This is a genomic window from Nocardioides sp. NPDC058538, from assembly GCF_042719275.1.
Classification (GTDB): domain Bacteria; phylum Actinomycetota; class Actinomycetes; order Propionibacteriales; family Nocardioidaceae; genus Nocardioides.
The window spans coordinates 14803-34562 of record NZ_JBHXNY010000046.1; the positions used below are offsets into that span (position 1 = coordinate 14803).

A 19760-nucleotide genomic window follows, 5' to 3' on the forward strand; every position below is an offset into this window, starting at 1 on the left:
GCATGCGCACCATCGGTGTTGCCATTGCTATCCCGGAGCCATGGGCAAGTCAGCTCCAGGACTATCGGACGTCTCTAGGGGACGCGACGGCGACCATGATCCCGACGCACATCACTCTCGTGCCCCCGACAGAGATCCACGACGACCTGCTGCCCGACGTCGAGAGCCATCTCGAGTCCGCGGCCTCGCGGGTCGCCCCCTTCAGCGTGCATCTGCGCGGGACCGGCACCTTCCGGCCGGTCTCGCCGGTGGTGTTCGTGGCAGTGGTGCAGGGCATCTCGGGCTGCGAACAGCTGGCCAACGCGGTCCGGCAGGGTCCGCTCGATCAGAAGCTCACGTTTCCCTATCACCCGCATGTCACGATCGCTCACGACCTTCCCGACGCTAGCCTCGACAAGGCTTTCAGTGAGCTGGCCGACTTCGAGTGCGAGTGGTCGGTCGAGGAGTTCCACCTCTATGTCCACGACGACACGGATGGCTGGCGCCCGACGCGGGAGTTCGCGCTGAGAGCAGCACTGACCGGTTGAGGCGGGCTCGGGTCCGCCCACGAACGACGGATGGGGGATCTCGGGATGAAAGACAAGGTCAAGGCAAAGATCGCCGAGCTGCGTGCGCGCTTCCCGGCGCTGGACCGGGTGATTCGCACGCAGGAGCACTACGGCGAGGTGGGTGCTGCCCAGCAGGCCGGCGCGATCACCTACTTCGGTTTCTTGTCGACCTTCCCGATCCTCGCACTCGCGTTCTTCGCCGTCGGCGAGATCGCCAAGGTGTACTCCGGAGCCGAGAGCGACCTTGTCGCGGCGATCGACCAGGTCCTGCCCGGGCTGGTCGGCGACGACCCCGGACAGCTGAAGATCGCCGACATCGAGAATGCGGCCGGCGCAGTCGGGATCATCGGTGTCATCGGTCTGCTCTACGCCGGTCTTGGCTTCATCGATGGACTTCGCAAGGCCCTCGAGGCGGTCTTCCTGGTGCCCGACGAGGAGCAGCCGGGCTTCCTGGCGGCCAAGGCCCGCGACCTGGTCGCACTGATCGGGCTCGGCCTGATCCTGATGGTGGCGGTGGCGTTCACCGGCCTCGTACGCACCTTCTCGGTCAACGTCCTGGACTGGATCGGCCTCGACGAAGGCTTCGGCTGGCTGATCGTCCTCCTCACCCTGGTGCTCGGCCTCGCGGCCAACACGGTGCTCTTCTTCGCGATGTTCCACCTGGCTCCCCAGAACGACAACCCGAAGCGCCCCCTGTGGGCCGGAGCCGTGCTCGGCGCGATCGGCTTCGAGATCCTCAAGCAGGCCTCGACCCTGCTGCTCACGGCCACTCAGGGGCAGCCTGCCTTCCAGGCCTTCGGCATCGCCCTCATCCTGGTCGTCTGGATCCACTACACCTCGATGGTGATCCTGTACGCCGCTTGCTTCGCACACGTGGGGACGACCCCGGCCGATCGTCGGGACGACACCGACGAATGAGAGAGTCGTACCCATGAAGCTCGAGAAGACTGACGGCGCGCTCCTTCTGGTCATCGGGGTCTGGACGATCGCGATCTGGACCAACTTCGGCCGCAACCTCGTCAAGACCGCCAAGGACCCGGAGCAGACCCGCCCGAAGCCCTACTACATCGCCCATGCGGTGCTCGTGGTCGTCGACGTTCTCCTCGGCGGCCTGCTGATCAAGCTGGGCGTACAGCGACTGCTGACCAGGGGATAGCCCTCAGGAGGACTCGGCCGTGTCGAGGTGGTCGACCAGCTCGGTGAGCTGGTCGCGCAGCGCGAGCGCCTCGTCACGGCTGATCCCCATCGATGCGCCGAGCTCCTGCGGCACGCTGGAGACCTGTTCCTCCAGGTCCCGGCCGTCCTCGGTCAGGCTGACCAGCACCCGGCGCTCGTCGCCGGCGTCGCGGTCGCGCCGCACCAGCCCGGCGGTCTCGAGCCGCTTGAGCAGCGGCGTCAGCGTGCCTGAGTCGAGCCGTAGCCGCTGGCCGAGGGAGGTCACCGAGAGCGGCTCCTCGCTCTCCCAGAGCACCAGCATCACCAGATACTGCGGATAGGTCAGCCCGGTGTCCTTGAGCAGGGTCGCATAGCGCTTCGTGACGGCTCTGGTTGCTGCGTACAGCGGGAAGCAGAGCTGAAGGTCGAGCGAGAGCTGCGGATAGGTACGTCCGGACACGCCGACCAGTCTACCCCCTTGCGCTATTAAGTTGTGCGCAATATAGTTGTGCACATGACACCGATCTACACAGCCACCGCAGTCAGCACCGGCGACGCCCGCAACGGCCACGTCCAGTCCTCCGACGGTCTCATCGACGCCGACGTCCGCATCCCCAAGGAGATGGGTGGCGCCGGCGGTGCCACGAACCCCGAACAGCTCTTCGCCGCCGGCTACGCCGCCTGCTTCCACTCGGCCCTCAAGCTCGTCGCAGGCAAGGCCAAGGTCGACATGACCGACTCCGAGGTCGTCGCCGACGTGAGCATCGGTGAGAACGGCCAGGGCGGCTTCGGCCTCGCCGTACAGCTCGAGGTGACCATCCCCGGCGCCGACGCCGCGACCGCCCAGCAGCTCGCCGAGCAGGCCCACCAGGTCTGCCCGTACTCCAACGCCACCCGCGGCAACATCGAGGTCAGGCTCGCGGTCGTCTGATCTCGGCATAGAAGAAGGGCCGCTCTCCGAGGGAGAGCGGCCCTTCTGTCACATGGCGACCAGACGGTCAGCCGAGGATCATCGACTTACGCAGGTCCTTGTTGAGCTGGGAGATCACGTCGAGCGGGATCTCCTTGGGGCAGGCGGAGGCGCACTCACCGATGTTGGTGCAGCCACCGAAGCCCTCGGCGTCGTGCTGGCCGACCATGGACTGCACGCGGGAGTAGCGCTCCGGCTGGCCCTGCGGCAGCTCACCGAGGTGGGTGATCTTCGCGCCGAGGAACAGCGAGGCGGAGCCGTTGGGGCAGGCGGCGACGCAGGCGCCGCAGCCGATGCAGGTGGCCGTGTTGAACGCCCGCATGGCCTTGTCGCGCGGGACCGGCACCGAGTTGGCCTCGGGGGCCGAGCCGGTGTTGGCCGAGATGTAGCCGCCGTTCTGGATGATCCGGTCGAACGCGGAGCGGTCGACGATCAGGTCCTTGACGATCGGGAACGACGAGGCGCGCCACGGCTCGATGGTGATCGTGTCACCGTCGTTGAAGGAGCGCATGTGGAGCTGGCAGGTCGTGGTGACCTCCGGGCCGTGCGCCTCGCCGTTGATCATCAGCGAACACATGCCGCAGATGCCCTCGCGACAGTCGGAGTCGAACGCGACCGGCTCCTCGTCGTTGTGCAGGAGCTGCTCGTTGAGCAGGTCGAGCATCTCGAGGAACGACATGTCCGAGGACACCCCGTCCAGCTCGTACGTCTTGAGCGCACCCTTCTCGGACGCGTCGGCCTGCCGCCAGATCTTGAGGGTGAGCTTCACTTGTACGACCTCTGCTTCATCTCGATGGCGGTGTAGATCAGGTCTTCCTTGTGGAGCACCGGGGCGCCGTCCTCGCCACCGAACTCCCAGGCCGCGACGTAGGCGAACTCGTCGTCGTGACGCAGCGCCTCGCCGTCCTCGGTCTGCGACTCGCCTCGGAAGTGGCCGCCGCAGGACTCGCGCCGGTTGAGCGCGTCGATGCACATGAGCTCACCGAGCTCGATGAAGTCGGCGACACGGCCGGCCTTCTCGAGGTCCTGGTTGAGGGAGTCGGCAGAGCCGAGGACCTTGACGTTGGTCCAGAACTCCTTCTTGAGCTCGCGGATCAGGCCGATGGCCTTCTTGAGGCCCTCCTCGGTCCGCTCCATGCCGCAGTACTCCCACATGATCAGGCCGAGCTCCTTGTGGATCGACTCGACCGAGCGGGTGCCGTTGATCGACATGAACTTGTCGATCCGCTCCTGGACCGACTGCTTCGCCTCGACGACCGCCGGGTGGTCCTCGGAGATGGGCTCGAACGGCCCGTCGGCGAGGTACTCGCGGATGGTGTTCGGGAGCACGAAGTAGCCGTCGGCCAGACCCTGCATCAGCGCCGAGGCGCCGAGGCGGTTCGCGCCGTGGTCGGAGAAGTTGGCCTCACCGGTGCAGTAGAGACCCTCGATGTTGGTCGAGAGCTCGTAGTCGACCCACAGGCCGCCCATGACGTAGTGGACGGCGGGGTAGATGCGCATCGGCAGCTCGTAGGGGTTCTCACCCGTGATCCGCTCGTACATGTCGAGGAGGTTGTCGTACTTCTCCTCGATCGCGGCCTTGCCGAGGCGCTCGATCGCGGCACCCAGGTCGAGGTAGACGCCGCGACGGAACTTCTTGACCGTGCCGTCGGGCTGGGTCTCGTCGACCTCCGGACCGACACCGCGGCCCTCGTCGCACATGTACTTCGCGGCGCGCGAGGCGATGTCGCGGGGGACCAGGTTTCCGAAGGCGGGGTAGATCCGCTCCAGGAAGTAGTCGCGGTCCTCCTCGGGGATCTCACGCGGGTCCTTGGCGCAGTCCTCGGCGTTCTTGGGCACCCAGATGCGGCCGTCGTTACGCAGCGACTCCGACATCAGGGTCAGCTTCGACTGGTGGGCGCCGGTCACCGGGATGCAGGTCGGGTGGATCTGCGTGTAGCAGGGGTTGGCCATGTAGGCGCCCTTGCGGTGCGCACGCCACGTGGCGGTGACGTTGGAGCCCATCGCGTTGGTCGAGAGGTAGAAGACGTTGCCGTAGCCGCCGGTCGCGAGCACGACCACGTCGGCCAGGTGGGTCTCGATCTCGCCGGTGACCATGTCGCGGGCGATGATGCCGCGGGCCTTGCCGTCGGCGACGATCAGCTCGAGCATCTCGTGACGCGTGAACTGCTCCACGGTGCCGGCGGCGACCTGGCGCTCCATGGCCTGGTAGGCGCCGATGAGGAGCTGCTGCCCGGTCTGGCCGCGGGCGTAGAACGTACGCGACACCTGCACGCCACCGAAGGAGCGGTTGTCGAGCAGACCGCCGTAATCGCGGGCGAAGGGCACGCCCTGAGCCACGCACTGGTCGATGATGTTCACCGACTCCTCGGCGAGGCGGTAGACGTTGGACTCGCGGGCGCGGTAGTCGCCGCCCTTGACCGTGTCGTAGAAGAGCCGGTAGGCCGAGTCGCCGTCGCCCTTGTAGTTCTTGGCGGCGTTGATGCCGCCCTGGGCGGCGATCGAGTGGGCGCGACGCGGGGAGTCCTGGTAGCAGAACGACTTCACGTTGTAGCCGGCCTCGCCGAGCGTGGCGGCAGCGGCGCCGCCGGCCAGGCCGGTGCCGACGATGATGATCGACAGCTTGCGGCGGTTGGCCGGGTTGACCAGGCGGTTCTCGAACTTGCGGGTCGTCCAGCGCTCCGCGATCGGACCGGTCGGAGCCTTCGGGTCGACGAGCTTGTCGCCGAGCACGTAGTAGCCCGCGGCGTCGTCGGATTTCTGGACCGGTGCCTCGTTGGTCGGGGTGAGGCCGGGCAGGTAGTGGGTTCCAGCAGCCATGTGTCAGATGTCCTTACGAGATGACGCCGAAGACGGTGAACAGGGGGACCAGCGAGAAGCCGCCGGCGATCACGATCGCGACGACCCAGCCGGCGACGCGGGCCCTGGCACGCGACTCAGCGGTGTTGGTGAACCCGAGCGTCTGGATGGCGCTGAAGGTGCCGTGGTGCAGGTGGAACGCGAGCGCGAGCATCGCGAACAGGTAGATGGCGACCATCCACCACTGCTCCGGAAGGAAGGAGTTCACCAGGAGCCGGTAGGGGTTCTCGGTGATGTCCGGGGCCTGCCCGCCCGTGCCCACGTTGATCTTCACGATGGTGAAGTGGAGCAGGTGCCAGATGATGAAGACGAGCAGGGTCACGCCGCCCCAGCGCATGGTGCGCGAGGAGAGCGACGAAGCCTTGTTCTTCTTCACCGCGTACTTGACTGGCCGCTGAGCGTGCGCACGCATGGTGAGAGCCACAGCGGCGCCGACGTGCGCGACCAGCGAGCCAAGGAGCACCACCCGGAGGATCCAGAGGAGCCCGCCGTACGGAAGGTACGGCTCCCCGAACGTGCGCAGGTGCTCGGCGTACTCGTTGTAGGCCATCTCGCCGCTGAAGGCTTTGAGGTTGCCGTACATGTGCACCAGCACAAACAGGATGAAGACGATGCCACTGGCCGCCATAAGGAGCTTCAGGGCGATCGTGGAGCGCGTCGACCGCGCGCCTTTGATCAGAGTCGTGGTTGCCACGGCACGCACGCTACTACCCCTCATACCCGAACTTGTACGCAGGGAGTATGTGACATTTTCGTCGCTGCGGGGGCGGGTGGGGTTACTGACGAGTATCTCGAGAATGGGTTAGGCAAGCCTAACAGCAGGGTGCGCATTCTCCGTGGCGATGGCGTGAGATGGGGAGGACCGAGCCTCGCTCAGCGCCAGCAGGCGGGCCAGCAGCTCGTCGACCGCATCGGTCCACGGCCGCGTCGCGACCAGCTCCCGGCCGCGGTCGCCGAGCAGGTGCCGCCGGGGGTCGGAGACGACCGAGGCGACCGCGTCCGCGAGCTCCCGGGCACGGGCGGGGTTGTAGAGCAACCCGGTCTCCATGTGCTGCACGATCTCAGCCGCCGCGCCGGCGCGCGGGGCGACCACCGGAACGGCGCTGGCCGCGGCCTCACGCAGGATGTGGCCACATCCCTCCTCCTCGCCGGGGTGGACGAGAACGTCGAGCGAGGCCAGGGCGATGGCCAGGTCGCCGGTGCCCAGCGGACCGGTCAGCTTCGCCTGCGGGACCCGCTGCTTGAGCCATCCGTGCTGGGGTCCGTCGCCGACGATGACGAGGCGGATCCCAGGCACCACGGTGAGCTCGGAGAGGCGGCGTACGCCATGGCTCTTGGCGAGGTTGCCCGCGTAGCCGACCACGACCAGCGGTGTGGGCCGGGACTTCGCCCTGGACCAGCGGCGGTGGAGCCAGTCGTCGCGCAGACTGGGTGAGAATGCGGCCGTGTCGACCCCCGGCTCCCACACCTCGGCGGCGACGTCGATCGCTGCGAGCATGCGGCGCAGATACTCGCTTGTGACAAAGATCTCATCGGCGTACGCGGCGATCGAGGTGCTCCAGGTGAGCGCCGCCTTGGGCGAGAGAGGGGACTGCTGGACGACCAGTGTGGTCGCGGCAGCCGCCGTCGGCGACGCGAGCGCCTTGCGGCCCAGGCGGCCCGGGTCGAAGGTGACCACGACGTCCGGCTCGAAGGACTCCAGGGCGCTGCGTACCTGGCCGCCGGTCTTGGCGATCGGAGAGACGCGGACGACCCGGCTGTTGCGGTAGACCGGGAGTCCGGGGCCGGGCGCGATGAACCGCACCTCGTGGCCCGACTCGATCATGCGGTCGGCGATGGCCTTCACCGTGGTTGTGACACCATCGATGGTAGGAAAGAAGCTCTCGGTGACCAGCGCCATCTTCATGGGACCAGCGTCCTGCCCGGGGATGGCGAGAGCGCGACGTGTGCGTTGACCTGGGATGAACCATCGGCACGACCAGTAGATGACCAGCGTGATGAGGACAATCAGTGGCGGTACCCAGACGGGTCTGGACGCTTTCGGCAGCAGCACTCACGGTGGCTGGGGTCGTCGGCGGAGTCATGGGGCTGGCGGGCTGTGGTCAGGCGCCGACCCAGCAGCCGTCGGGCGCGCGCGTCTCTGAACAGCCCTCGACCGCCACGCCGGCCTTCGAGATGCCGGTCGAGAAGCCCAACCTGCTGATGATCACGGTCGACGACCTCTCCGCCCTCGACATGGACTACCTGCCGAGCGTGCAGAAGCTCGTGGGCGACAGCGGCGTCACCTTCACCGACGCGGTCGCGCCGACGCCGATCTGCGTGCCGGCCCGCGCCTCGCTGCTCTCGGGGCAGTACGCCCACAACCACGGCGCCCACACCATCCATGGCCCCGAGGGTGGCTATCCCTCCTTCGACGACTCCGCGACCCTGGCCACCTCGTTGCAGGAGGCCGGCTACTCGACGGTGTTCACCGGGAAGTACCTCAACGAGTACGGCGACGCGGGGACCGAGCGCGACCTGCCCCCGGGCTGGGACGAGTGGCGCGCGACCGTCGACCCATCGACGTACAACTATCTGGGTGCGAAGTTCAACGTCAACGGGCGCCTGGTCAAGCCGAAGGGCTACTCGACCACCGTCATCACCCAGCAGGCGAAGGCGGCGCTGACCGACGCGAGGAAGAAGCCCGGGGCCGAGGCGAAGCCGTGGTTCCAGTGGGTCAACTACGTGGCACCGCACATCGGCGGGCCGACGGAGAAGGGTGACCCCAAGCAGCGCTTCCCGGGCACCAAGGGGGCGATCGGCGTGCCGGTGCCGGACAAGCAGGACCGGGACAAGTACGCCGACGAGCCGATCCCGCAGCAGCCCAACCTGTTCCCGGAGGCGCGCAAGAAGTTCCCGAAGGGGTCCCCGTCGCGGAAGAACCCCTCGCAGATCGAGAAGGACGCCTACCGGCTCTCCTACCAGCGGCGGATCGAGTCGGCGCGCAGCCTGGACCGCAACATCGCCTCGCTGCTCGGTGGGCTGAAGAAGAGCGGCGACCTGGCGCGCACCCTGGTCGTGTTCACCTCCGACAATGGGTTCTCGAGCGGCTACCACAACTTCAACGGCAAGCTCTGGTACTACGAGGAGTCGCTGCGGATCCCCGTGCTGATGAGCGGTCCCGGCGTACCGAAGGGGCGCGAGGTCGGGACCACGCTGACCAACCCGGACATCGCCACGACGCTGCTCGCGGCGGCCGGCGCCGATGACCCGCACGAGCCCGACGGCATCGACATCCTGCCGTGGCTGCGTGCGCCCGAGCAGACCCGTGTCGTCCCGATCGAGGCGTGGCCGACGTCCGACGGCACCTCGCGGCTCTGGTCCGGGGTGCGCGTGGGGCGGTGGACCTATGTCGAGCTGACGACCGGCGAGGCCGAGCTCTACGACCGCACCAACGATCCGTACGAGATGAGGAATCTCGCCGACGACCCGGCCCACGCCAAGACGGTCTCGCGGCTGGCCGATCTGAGCGAGAAGTACCGCGACTGCGCCGGTGATGGCTGTCCCAAGAAGATGTACGCCGCCGACCGCCCGCTTGATCTCGCGGGGCTCTAACGGGTTAAAGTAGACTAAATAACTCTTATTACTTTGGGAGTGTTTGGTCATGTTGGTCGGCAACCTGTTCACGCGTCGCAAGCGCGCCGCTGTCGCGACGGTGGCGATGAGCGCCCTCGCGGTGACCGGCCTGGTGCACGAGCCGGCCGCCGTGGCGGCGGGCCCGACGCGTACGCCTGCCCTGGAGCGGCCCGCGGAGAGGCCGAACCTGCTGATGGTCACGGTCGACGACCTCTCCTCCCTCGACATGGACTACCTGCCGCAGGTGCGGAAGCTGGTCGAGCGGACCGGGGTGAACTTCTCCGAGGGGATCGCGCCGACGCCGATCTGCGTGCCGGCGCGGGCCTCGCTGCTGACCGGGCAGTACGCCCACAACCACGGTGCGCGCACGATCGAGGGGCCGTACGGCGGGTATCAGGCCTTCGATGACTCCGCGACGGTCGCCACCTCGCTGCAGGATGCGGGCTACGCGACGATCCTCGCGGGGAAATACCTCAACGGCTACGGCGAGGGCTCGACCCGCGGCGACGTGCCGCCCGGGTGGGACCAGTGGCGCGCGACCGTCGACCCGTCGACCTACAACTTCCGCTCGCCGAAGTTCAACGTCAACGGCGAGATCATCAAGTCCAAGGGCTACTCCTCGACCGTCATCACCGAGCATGCCAAGGACGGGATCGCGGCCGAGCGCGCGAGCGGGGACCCCTGGTTCGCCTGGGTCAACTATGTGGCGCCGCACCACGGCGGGCCTTCTGGGCCGGACGATCCGAAGAAGATCTACCCGGGCACCGACGCGGCGCTGTCCGTGACCGTGCCCGACACCCAGGACCGTGGGTTCTACGACAACGTGCGGATCCCGCCGCGGCCCAACCTCTTTCCCGAGGACACCTCCGGCTACGCGAAAGGCTCGCCCGGGCGCGGGAAGTTCAACCCGCGGAAGAAGGACGCCCTCCGGATCGCCTACCAGCGCCGCCTCGAGGCCATCCGCAGCCTGGATCGCAACATCGCCTCGCTGATCGGCTCGCTCAAGCGCAGCGGTGAGCTGAAGCGGACGCTGGTCGTGTTCACCTCCGACAACGGCTTCTCGAACGGCTACCACAACCTCAACGGCAAGCTGTGGCACTACGACGAGTCGCTGCGGATCCCGGTGCTGATGAGCGGTCCCGGGGTGCCGCGCGGCCGCACCGTGCGGACCCCGGTCACCAACCCGGATCTCGCCGCCACCCTGCTGGCGGCGGCGGGGGCTCGGCCACCTCGAGCGCAGGACGGGATCGACGTCATGCCGTGGTTGCGCGCGCCCGAGCAGGTACGCGCCATCCCGATCAGCGGCTGGCGGGTGGCCGACGGGAGCAGGCAGCTGTGGTTCGGCGTCCGGGTCGGCTCCTGGACCTACGCCCGCCTGCACACCGGCCAGATCGAGGTCTACGACCGCTCCTCGGACCCCTATGAGCAGCACAACCTCGCCGCCGACCCGGCGGTCGCGGAGACCGTCAAGGCGCTCGCGAGGCTCGCCGACCGCTACCGGAACTGCGCCGCCTCGACCTGCCCGAAGGACCTGTACGCCTCTGGCCGGGAGCTCGATCTGGAGGCGCTGTGACGAGGGTCGGTGACCTGGAGCGCGAGGCCGCGCGGGCGCGGCTCGTCGAGGCGTACGCCGCGGGGAGGATCGACGCGCCCGAGCTGGAGTCGCGAGCCGAGGCGGTGTGGGGTGCCGCCCGGTCCGCTGACCTCGCCGCGGTGGTCGATGACCTGGGCGGGGACCCGGCTCCGCCTGGTTCGGCGGGCGACCGTTTCTTACGCGATCTTCTGGTGTTCCTGATCTGCGGCGCGATCGCCGTCCTGGTCTGGCATCTCACCGGCCGCGGCTTCTTCTGGCCCTTGTGGGTGCTGGTCTACACCGGCCTACCGCTGCTGCGATTTCTGACCCTAGGAGTGCCACGCACACCTGGCGTGCCTCGCGCTCCTAGGGTCACCAGGGAAGGGTGCGAGCGGGCACACGACCTGCCTTGATCTGCTTGGCGAGCTCCCGGATGCGTACGCCACTGGCTCGCCAATCGCCCGCGCGCTCTTCGTAGATGGGGTGGAAGCTGCGGCGGACCTCGACCGTCCAGTGACGGCCGAAGACGACCCGGGCGCCGACGGCGAAGGGGAGGATCGCGAGCAGGAGGAGGAGCTCGATGCCGGTGAGCAGCATGACCGCGACGACCACGACGAGGATCGGCAGCGCGATGACGAGCCAGACCACCACGAGGATCATACTGATCGGATCGTCGCCGGAAGGTGCGTCGAAAGGGACCTCCAATCCGTCGAGACTCATGCGGCGCGACTTCCGCTGCCACGGGACCCAGCGCCGGGTGATCCGATAGACCTGTCCGCCCGGAGTGCGTACCTTCACGGCGGTCAACCTAACGGCGCGTCTCAGTTAGCGGTTGTAAACCTCACACTTTGTGGTCACCGCCACTTCATCGGCCTAAGGTTCGAACCATGAACGACGCCGCTCGCGACGACTCGTTGCGCCTTGCCCAGCCGGCGGATGCCCATTCCCAGGCAGAGTGGGAGGCGGCGACTGCTGCCGTCCTCCGCAAGGGCGGTCGGCTGACGGCCGACGACGCCGACTCGCTCGTCTGGGACAAGCTGACGCGCACCTCCCTCGACGGACTCCGGATCGCCCCGCTCGGGCTGCCGGACACGTCCTTCGCCGACGCGGCGCGTCCCACGCGCGCCGGCGCCTGGGACATCCGCTCGCTCGTCTCCGGTCTCTCCGGCGTGGACGCCAAGGCGGCCAACGAGGCCGCTCTGGTCGACCTGGACGGCGGGGTCTCCTCGCTGTGGGTGGCCGCCGACGAGACCACCGACCTCGCGGTGCTCCTCGACAAGGTGCTCCTCGACCTGGCGCCGATCGTGCTCGACGCGCCGATCGGTGCGGTCAAGGTCGCCCAGAACCTGCTCGCGCTGATCGCCGAGCGCGGTGCCGGGCTGCACGCCGCGACGAACCTGGGTGCCGACCCGATGGGCGCGCTGCTGCGCGACCTGCCGCTGGCGCCCGACGAGGCCTTCGCCGAGCTGGTCGACCTCGCTCGTCTCGCGCAGGGGATCGGGGTGCGGGCGATCGTCGTCGATGCCACGGCTGCGCATGATCTGGGCGCGTCCGACGTGCAGGAGCTCGGCTGGTCGGTCGCGGTCGGCGTCGCCTATCTGCGTGCGCTGACCGAGGCGGGATTCTCGCCCGCCGTAGCGGCGAGCCTCATCGAGTTCCGGTACGCGGCCACTGACGAGCAGTTCCCGACGATCGCCAAGCTGCGGGCCGCCCGTCAGCTGTGGACACGAGTCCTCGAGCTCTCCGGGGCCGAGGGCGTGGAGATGCGCATCCACGCGGTGAGCTCGCGGCCGATGCTGTCGAAGTACGACCCCTACGTGAACATGCTGCGCGGCACCGTCGCCGCCTTCGCCGCCGGTGTCGGCGGCGCGGACGCGGTGACCGTGCTGCCCTTCGACTCCGCCAACGGCGTACCGGACGGGTTCGGGCGACGGATCGCCCGCAACGTGTCCCACCTGCTGATCGACGAGTCCCACGTCGCGGCCGTCGCCGACCCCGCCGGTGGCTCCTTCGCCGTCGAGCAGCTGACCGCCGACATGGCCGCGGCCGGCTGGGAGGCGTTCATCGAGCTCGAGGAGGAGTGGACCGGGGCGAACGCCGTCGGAGGCCACGACTTCTCGCCCTTCCGCGACCGGATCGCCGCGGTCTCCGCCGAACGGGAGAAGGCGATCGCTCGGCGCAGACGCCCGATCACCGGGCTCACCGAGTTCCCCAACCTCGCCGAGACGCTCCCCGAGCGGCCGGTCGACCCGCTGAACGAGCGGGTGGTGCGCTACGGCGCCTCCTTCGAGGCCATGCGTGACACTCCCGCCACCACCAAGGTCTTCCTCGCCACCATCGGTACCGTCGCCCAGCACACCGCCCGGGCGACGTTCGCGACCAACCTCCTCGCTGCCGGTGGCATCGGCGTCGAGATCGCGGGTGCGACCGCGGACGCCGAGGAGCTGGCCGGGAAATACCGGGCTACCGGCTCTCCGCCGGTCGTCTGCCTGGCCGGTTCAGACAAGGCGTACGCCGAGTGGGGCGCGGCCGCGATCGCGGCCCTCCGCAAGGCCGGCGCCACGCACGTGATCATCGCCGGGAAGCCAGACGCCGTCGACGCCGAGGTGGACGACGCCGCCTCGATGGGCGTCGACGCACTCGCCTTCCTGACCGCTACGAGGGAGAAGCTGGCATGAGCATTCCTGATTCCTTCAAGGAGTTCTCGCTGAACGACGGTGTTGATCTCGACACGCCTCCGCCTAGCGGCTCCGGCGGCTCGATCAGCGACGGGGAGCCGTGGCTGAGCCCCGAGGGCATCGAGATCCAGCCGGCGTACGGGCCTGCGGACCTCGAGGGTCTCGACGCGCTCGACACCTTCCCGGGCCTGAGCCCGTTCCTGCGTGGGCCCTACCCGACGATGTACACGACCCAGCCGTGGACTATCCGGCAGTACGCCGGGTTCTCGACGGCTGAGGAGTCCAACGCGTTCTACCGCCGCAACCTGGCCGCCGGCCAGAAGGGCCTGAGCGTCGCCTTCGACCTGGCCACCCACCGTGGCTACGACTCCGACCACCCGCGCGTGCGCGGCGATGTCGGCATGGCGGGCGTCGCGATCGACTCCATCTACGACACCAGGACGCTGTTCGACGGCATCCCGCTCGACGAGATGTCCGTCTCGATGACGATGAACGGTGCGGTGCTGCCGGTGCTGGCGCTCTACATCGCCGCGGCCGAGGAGCAGGGTGTCCCGCCCGAGAGGCTGGCCGGGACCATCCAGAACGACATCCTCAAGGAGTTCATGGTCCGCAACACCTACATCTACCCGCCGGCGGAGTCGATGCGCATCATCGGCGACATCTTCTCCTACACCGCCGCGAAGATGCCCCGGTTCAACTCGATCTCGATCTCCGGCTACCACATGCAGGAGGCCGGGGCGACGGCCGATCTCGAGCTCGCCTACACGCTGGCCGACGGCGTCGAATACCTCCGGACCGGTCTCGCCGCGGGCCTCGACGTCGACGCGTTCGCGCCGCGGCTCAGCTTCTTCTGGGCGATCGGGATGAACTTCTTCATGGAGGTCGCCAAGATGCGGGCGGCCCGCGCGCTGTGGTCGCGTCTGGTCTCGCAGTTCGACCCGTCCAACCCGAAGTCGCTCTCGCTGCGGACCCACTCGCAGACCTCCGGCTGGTCGCTGACCGCCCAGGACGTCTTCAACAACGTCGGCCGCACCGCGATCGAGGCGATGGCCGCGACCCAGGGCCACACCCAGTCGCTGCACACGAACGCCTTGGACGAGGCCATCGCGCTGCCGACCGACTTCTCGGCCCGCATCGCCCGCAACACCCAGCTGCTGCTGCAGCAGGAGTCCGGCACGACCGAGATCATCGACCCGTGGGGCGGCTCCTACTACGTCGAGAAGCTCACCCATGATCTCGCCGAGCGCGCCTGGGCCCACATCCAGGAGGCCGAGGCGGCCGGTGGGATGGCCAAGGCGATCGAGCAGGGCATCCCGAAGATGCGCATCGAGGAGGCGGCCGCCCGCACCCAGGCGCGCCTCGACTCCGGTGCTCAGAAGCTGATCGGCGTCAACACCTTCCGGCGGGTCTCCGAGGACCCGCTCGACGTGCTCAGGGTCGACAACGACCAAGTCTACAAGCAGCAGCTCGCCAAGCTCGAGCGGCTGCGCGCGGAGCGTGACGACGAGGACGTACGCCGGGCCCTGGAGGCCATCACCAATGCGGCTGGTTCGACGAGCAAGCCCAGCGGTACCGGCAACCTGGACGGCAACCTGCTCAAGCTGGCCGTCGACGCCGCCCGTGCGAAGGCGACCGTCGGGGAGATCTCCGACGCGATGGAGAAGACATGGGGACGGCACCAGGCCGTCATCCGTACCATCTCCGGTGTGTACCGGGACGAGGCGACGACGTCGGGGGACTCCAAGGTGACCGAGGTGCTGAAGGCGACCAAGGAGTTCGAGGAGGCCGAGGGCCGACGCCCGCGCATCCTGGTCGCGAAGATGGGCCAGGACGGCCACGACCGTGGCCAGAAGGTCGTGGTCTCGGCCTTCGCCGACCTCGGCTTCGACGTCGACGTAGGCCCGCTGTTCTCCACGCCCGAGGAGGTCGCGCAGCAGGCGGTCGACGCCGACGTACACATCGTCGGAGTCTCGTCGCTGGCTGCCGGTCACCTCGCGCTGCTCCCTGCGCTGAAGGCGGCGCTGGAGGAGCAGGGGCGCCCGGACATCATGATCGTCATCGGCGGGGTCATCCCGCCCGACGACGTGGCCACGCTCGAGCAGATGGGCGCGGCCGCGGTCTTCCTGCCGGGGACCGTCATCGCCGACTCCGCCATCGACCTGCTCGGTCGTCTGCGGGAGCAGCTCGACCACTGATCACCTCGCTGGTCGAGCCGGATTCGTGAGGAACGAACGAATCCGTGTCGAGACCAACACGGCTCGTCGGCGCTCGATGGGACCGTGTTGGGCATCTCGACAAGCTCGATACAACGCTCGACACGCTCGCTGGCGCGAGGGTCTGAACGAAGTGGCCCTCGACCAGCGGTAGTCCCGAGTATGTCCTCGCCGGGGGCGTAGCGCTCGTCTAGCCTCAGAGCTGTGACGGACCTACGCCCCGGGCGGGCATCCGGGGACGGGCTGATGAGGGTCGGCGCCTACGAGATCCTCAGCAAGCTCGGTGAGGGCGGCATGGGCGTCGTCCACCTCGCCCGCCACGAGGAGACCGGCGAGCGGGTGGCGCTGAAGGTGCTGCGTACCCATGTCGTGGGGGACGAGGAGACGCGCGCCCGGCTGGAGCGCGAGGTGCGGTCGCTGCGCCAGGTGCGCAGCCCCTGGATCGCCGAGATCGTCGACGCCGACCCCTACGCGGATCTTCCCTACGTCGCGACCCGCTACGTGCCGGGTCCGACGCTGCACGACCGGATCAAGGACGACGGACCGGTCGTCGGCGAGGACCGGTTCTGGCTGGCGCGCTGCCTGGCCGGCGGCGTCGCGGCCTGCCATGACGCCGGCGTGCTGCACCGTGACGTGAAGCCCTCCAACGTGGTGATGGAGGGACGTACGCCGGTGCTCATCGACTTCGGGCTGGCCCGGGTCGCCGACGATCCCAAGATCACCCTCACCGGGTGGCTGGTCGGCACGCCGGGCTATCTGGCCCCGGAGATCCTGGAGGGGACGCCCTCTTCGCCGGCCAGCGACGTGCACTCCTGGGCGGCCACGACGGCCTATGCGCTGCTGGGCCGGCCTCCGTTCGGGACCGGTCCGTCGATGGCCGTCCTGGATCGCGTACGCCGCGGCCAGCACGATCTCGACGGCATCGAGGGGTCGATGCGTGAGGTCCTCACCGCCGCGCTGGCGACGGACCCCGCGGATCGGCCCGGCCTCGAGGAGCTGCGGGAGTGGCTGATGGAGCCCGAGGAGCCGTGGTCGAGGGCCGAAGCGGTCACCAAGGTGCTGCCGGTGACGATGCCGCTGGCCGCCGCACCGGTGGACGCCGAGCTGAAGCCGACGCTGGTCGACCCGGAGGCCGCCGGCGACGCCGTGACGGAGGTCGAGGCTGTGCCGCCGACCGCGGTGACCGTCGCCGACGCGCCGGCCGAGCCGGTGGTGGTGCGCCGATTCGACCCGCAGGCGCCGCCACCCGCTCCGTCGCCCGAGCCCGGCTGGAGCCCGCCCAGCAAGCACGCCAACCTCAAGCGCTGGCCGGGTCCGATGCACTTCCTGGTCCTGGTCGCGCTCGCCGCCATCCTCGCCGGGGTCGTGGCTGCGTACCCGTTCCTGGGCGCGACCCTCCTCGGCCTCGGCGTCTGGCTGCTGCGGGCCGTCTCGCTGGCCGCCGACCACCTGTCGAAGCGTCGCGAGGCGCGCGGCCGGAAGTGGTACGACGGCCTGGGGGCGCTCGTCCGCTCGCCGTGGGACCTGGTGCGCGCCATCCCCGGCACCGCGGCGCTGACCGCGCTGACGGGGGTGATCGCGGCCGCCGTGGCGGTCGGCTGCCTGGCGCTCGGGCTACCGCTGACCGTGGTGCTCTACGTCGCCGCGATGGTCTTCATGTCCGCGGCCTGGCTCGCGTCGCAACGGGTCCGCGACACCGTCGGACCAGTCGCCCGGGCCGCGTCCTCGCCGTCACAGCGCTGGGTCGTCGCCGTCGTCGGCCTGGCGATCATCGCCGCCGCCGTCGCCTGGTACGCGGTGCAGATGGGTGTCTCGTGGGTGCCGCTGGACGACCTGCGTTCGAGTCAGCTGCCGGGCGTCGTGCGCGACGTACTACGGCGCGCTCGCTGACCCGGTTCGCGATTGGCTAAGGTGCTGGCCATGCCAGGGCCCGACGTACAAGACCTTCTCGACGGCATCAGCGACGGCAAGCGGGCGGCGGTGTCACGGGCGATCACCTTGGTCGAGTCGACCAAGCCTCAGCACCGCGACATCGCCCGCGAGCTGCTCACCAAGCTACCGGCGGCACGCGGCGAAGCCGCAGATGAGCACAGAACCGTGCGGGTCGGGATCTCCGGGGTGCCGGGGGTCGGCAAGTCGACCTTCATCGAGGCGCTCGGCAGCCGACTGACCGCCAACGGCCTCAAGGTGGGGGTGCTGGCGGTCGACCCGTCGTCGGTACGCACCGGCGGCTCCGTCCTGGGCGACAAGACGCGCATGCAGCGGCTCTCCGTGGACCCCAACGCCTTCATCCGGCCCTCTCCCTCGGCCGGGACGCTCGGCGGCGTCGCCCGGGCGACCGTGCAGGCGATGGCGGTGCTGGAGGCGGCCGGCTACGACGTGGTGCTGGTCGAGACGGTCGGCGTCGGACAGTCCGAGGTGACCGTGGCGGGGATGGTGGACACGTTCTTGTTCCTGACCATCGCGCGCACCGGTGACCAGCTGCAGGGGATCAAGAAGGGCATCCTGGAGATCTCCGACGTGATCGCGGTCAACAAGGCCGACCCCAACGACCCCCACCGCGCCCAGGAGGCGCGCGCGGCTGCGCGCGAGCTCGCCGGTGCGCTCCGGCTGGTGCGCTCCCGCGAGGAGTGGGCGCCGCCGGTGGTCACCGCCTCCGCGCTCCACGACGACGGGGTCGACTCCGTCTGGGAGCAGGTGATGGCGCACCGCACCCATCTCGGCAAGGACGGGCTGCGCACCAAGCGCGCCGAGCAGCAGCTCGACTTCACCTGGGCGCTCGTCCGCGACGAGCTAGACCAGCGGCTCAAGCACTCCGCGGGCGTCAAGGCGATCCGCGAGGAGGTGCGTGCCGAGGTGCTCTCGGGCGAGCTTCCGGCGACCGTCGCCGCGGACAGGATCCTCGCGGCCTACGACAAGGATTAGTCTGACGGGACCATGCTGGAGCCTGCTGCCTTCCTCGCCGAGCGAGTCGATACCTACGACGCCGAGCTGACCGACCTGCGCCGGGACATCCACGCGCATCCTGAGCTCTCCTGGCAGGAGCATCGCACCACCGAGCTGATCGCCGAGCGACTGGAGAAGGCGGGCTGGCAGGTCGACCGGCCGTCCGCGACCGGTCTGATCGCCGATCTGGGTGGGGACGGCAAGGAGTCGAGGGTCGTCGCGCTGCGCGGTGACATGGACGCCCTGCCCGTCGATGACGTCACCACCGACATCTGGACGAGCACCGTTCCCGGGGTCGCACACGCCTGCGGCCACGACGTACACACCACGGCCCTGCTCGGTGCCGGCCTCGCGCTGGCCGACCTGTATCGCGAGTCACCTCTGCCCGGTGGCGTACGCCTGCTGTTCCAGCCCGCCGAGGAGGTCATGCCGGGCGGGGCGCTGCACCTGATGAGCCTGGGTGCGCTCGACGACGTGGAGCGGATCTTCGCGCTGCACTGCGACCCGACCGTCGACGTCGGCCGCGTCGGGATCCGCTCCGGCGCGCTGACCAGCGCGGCCGACCTGATCGACGTCCACCTCAGCGGCACCGGCGGTCACACCTCGCGCCCGCACCTGACCGGAGACCTGGTCTTCGCGCTCGCCAAGGTGACCACCGAGCTGCCGGTGATCCTGAGCCGGCGGATGGACCCCCGGGCCGGCGTGAGCGTGGTCTGGGGCAAGGTCACCGCCGGCCAGATCCACAACGTGATCCCCGCCCACGGCTCCGTCGGAGGCACCGTGCGGATCCTCGACAGCGACGCCTGGAGCGAGGTCGAGCACGTCGTGCGCGAGGTCGTCGCCGAGATCATCGCCCCCTACGGCGTCTCGGCCGCCGTCGACTACACCCGCGGTGTCCCGCCGGTGAGCAACGACGAGGAGTCTCACCAGATCCTCGTCGAGAGCGTCCGCGAGGTCCTGGGGGAGCGGGGTGCCGTCGTCTCGGCGCAGAGTCTGGGCGGCGAGGACTTCGGCTGGTACCAGGAGCAGGTCGCCGGCTCGATGTTCCGGCTCGGCGTACGCACCCCCGGCGGTCCCACCTATGACCTCCACCAGGGCGACCTGCGCATCGACGAACGCGCGGGGGGGGGGGGGGGCGCCCGGGGTGGGCCCGGCCCCCCCCCCCCCCGCGGGGTGGGCCAGGCGGAGGAAGAAAAAAAAACA

The 19760-nt window shown here is 69.1% G+C and carries 18 protein-coding genes; 12 read left to right on the forward strand and 6 right to left on the reverse strand.

Going from position 1 to position 19760, the window contains the following annotated elements; all coding sequences use genetic code 11:
- Positions 1 to 2: 2 nt before the first annotated feature.
- The 3 genes from ACFWQC_RS25755 to ACFWQC_RS25765 are packed head-to-tail and all read left to right on the forward strand — an operon-like array spanning position 3 to position 1704.
- Entirely contained in the window at positions 3 to 527 is a 525-nt protein-coding gene (locus tag ACFWQC_RS25755; RefSeq protein WP_378684838.1) for a 2'-5' RNA ligase family protein, read from the forward strand.
- 45 nt (positions 528 to 572) lie between these two features.
- Positions 573 to 1466 carry a YihY/virulence factor BrkB family protein gene (locus tag ACFWQC_RS25760; protein ID WP_378684841.1) on the forward strand — a complete coding sequence of 298 codons (894 nt, stop codon included), beginning with the start codon at positions 573 to 575 and terminating at the stop codon, positions 1464 to 1466.
- 13 nt (positions 1467 to 1479) lie between these two features.
- A complete protein-coding gene (locus ACFWQC_RS25765) occupies positions 1480 to 1704 on the forward strand; it encodes an SCO4848 family membrane protein (protein WP_091052819.1) in 225 nt (74 codons plus the stop codon).
- Positions 1705 to 1707: 3 nt separating this feature from the next.
- Here the strand turns inward: ACFWQC_RS25765 and ACFWQC_RS25770 are convergent, their stop codons facing one another.
- Positions 1708 to 2163, reverse strand: coding sequence for a MarR family winged helix-turn-helix transcriptional regulator (locus ACFWQC_RS25770; protein WP_378684844.1), 456 nt, complete (start codon positions 2161 to 2163; stop codon positions 1708 to 1710).
- Positions 2164 to 2217: 54 nt separating this feature from the next.
- Here ACFWQC_RS25770 and ACFWQC_RS25775 point away from each other — a divergent pair, with 54 nt between their 5' ends.
- A complete protein-coding gene (locus ACFWQC_RS25775; protein ID WP_378684846.1) occupies positions 2218 to 2634 on the forward strand; it encodes an organic hydroperoxide resistance protein in 417 nt (138 codons plus the stop codon).
- Between the two features lie 67 nt (positions 2635 to 2701).
- Here ACFWQC_RS25775 and ACFWQC_RS25780 read toward each other — a convergent pair whose 3' ends face one another.
- The 4 genes from ACFWQC_RS25780 to ACFWQC_RS25795 all read right to left on the reverse strand — a co-directional run bounded on the left by ACFWQC_RS25780 (position 2702) and on the right by ACFWQC_RS25795 (position 7438).
- Positions 2702 to 3442 carry a succinate dehydrogenase/fumarate reductase iron-sulfur subunit gene (locus ACFWQC_RS25780; protein ID WP_378684849.1) on the reverse strand — a complete coding sequence of 247 codons (741 nt, stop codon included), beginning with the start codon at positions 3440 to 3442 and terminating at the stop codon, positions 2702 to 2704.
- Positions 3439 to 5493 carry a fumarate reductase/succinate dehydrogenase flavoprotein subunit gene (locus tag ACFWQC_RS25785; RefSeq protein ID WP_378684852.1) on the reverse strand — a complete coding sequence of 685 codons (2055 nt, stop codon included), beginning with the start codon at positions 5491 to 5493 and terminating at the stop codon, positions 3439 to 3441. Before ACFWQC_RS25785 ends, ACFWQC_RS25780 begins: the two co-directional genes overlap by 4 nt.
- A 13-nt stretch (positions 5494 to 5506) precedes the next feature.
- A complete protein-coding gene (locus ACFWQC_RS25790; RefSeq protein WP_378684855.1) occupies positions 5507 to 6226 on the reverse strand; it encodes a succinate dehydrogenase cytochrome b subunit in 720 nt (239 codons plus the stop codon).
- Positions 6227 to 6334: 108 nt separating this feature from the next.
- Entirely contained in the window at positions 6335 to 7438 is a 1104-nt protein-coding gene (locus ACFWQC_RS25795; RefSeq protein ID WP_378684858.1) for a glycosyltransferase, read from the reverse strand.
- 104 nt (positions 7439 to 7542) lie between these two features.
- On the opposite strand from ACFWQC_RS25795, the gene ACFWQC_RS25800 reads away from it, so the two are divergent.
- The 3 genes from ACFWQC_RS25800 to ACFWQC_RS25810 are packed head-to-tail and all read left to right on the forward strand — an operon-like array spanning position 7543 to position 11133.
- The gene (locus ACFWQC_RS25800) at positions 7543 to 9126 is read left to right on the forward strand and encodes a sulfatase-like hydrolase/transferase (protein ID WP_378684861.1); all 1584 of its coding nucleotides are present in this window, start codon (positions 7543 to 7545) and stop codon (positions 9124 to 9126) included.
- Between the two features lie 49 nt (positions 9127 to 9175).
- On the forward strand, positions 9176 to 10720 hold the full coding sequence (locus ACFWQC_RS25805; RefSeq protein WP_378684864.1) for a sulfatase-like hydrolase/transferase: 1545 nt from the start codon (positions 9176 to 9178) through the stop codon (positions 10718 to 10720).
- Positions 10717 to 11133 (forward strand): DUF1707 domain-containing protein, encoded by a 417-nt coding sequence (locus tag ACFWQC_RS25810; protein WP_378684867.1) that lies wholly within the window; start codon positions 10717 to 10719, stop codon positions 11131 to 11133. The genes ACFWQC_RS25805 and ACFWQC_RS25810 overlap by 4 nt, the downstream gene beginning before the upstream one ends.
- Here the strand turns inward: ACFWQC_RS25810 and ACFWQC_RS25815 are convergent.
- Entirely contained in the window at positions 11093 to 11518 is a 426-nt protein-coding gene (locus ACFWQC_RS25815) for a hypothetical protein (RefSeq protein ID WP_378684870.1), read from the reverse strand. The genes ACFWQC_RS25810 and ACFWQC_RS25815 overlap by 41 nt on opposite strands.
- A gap of 89 nt (positions 11519 to 11607) precedes the next feature.
- Here ACFWQC_RS25815 and ACFWQC_RS25820 point away from each other — a divergent pair, with 89 nt between their 5' ends.
- From ACFWQC_RS25820 to ACFWQC_RS25840, 5 genes are all read left to right on the forward strand, one after another.
- On the forward strand, positions 11608 to 13398 hold the full coding sequence (locus tag ACFWQC_RS25820; protein ID WP_378684873.1) for a methylmalonyl-CoA mutase family protein: 1791 nt from the start codon (positions 11608 to 11610) through the stop codon (positions 13396 to 13398).
- Positions 13395 to 15593 (forward strand): methylmalonyl-CoA mutase, encoded by a 2199-nt coding sequence (gene scpA / locus ACFWQC_RS25825; protein ID WP_378684876.1) that lies wholly within the window; start codon positions 13395 to 13397, stop codon positions 15591 to 15593. Before ACFWQC_RS25820 ends, scpA begins: the two co-directional genes overlap by 4 nt.
- 222 nt (positions 15594 to 15815) lie before the next feature.
- Positions 15816 to 17501: a serine/threonine protein kinase gene (locus ACFWQC_RS25830; protein ID WP_378684878.1), complete on the forward strand. Its 1686-nt coding sequence runs from the start codon at positions 15816 to 15818 to the stop codon at positions 17499 to 17501.
- Positions 17502 to 17513: 12 nt separating this feature from the next.
- Complete coding sequence (gene meaB, locus ACFWQC_RS25835; RefSeq protein WP_378684881.1) at positions 17514 to 18536, forward strand: methylmalonyl Co-A mutase-associated GTPase MeaB; 1023 nt, start codon at positions 17514 to 17516, stop codon at positions 18534 to 18536.
- 12 nt (positions 18537 to 18548) lie between these two features.
- Positions 18549 to 19760, forward strand: a 1212-nt coding sequence (locus tag ACFWQC_RS25840; RefSeq protein ID WP_378684884.1) for an amidohydrolase, incomplete at its 3' end; no start/stop codon positions are given.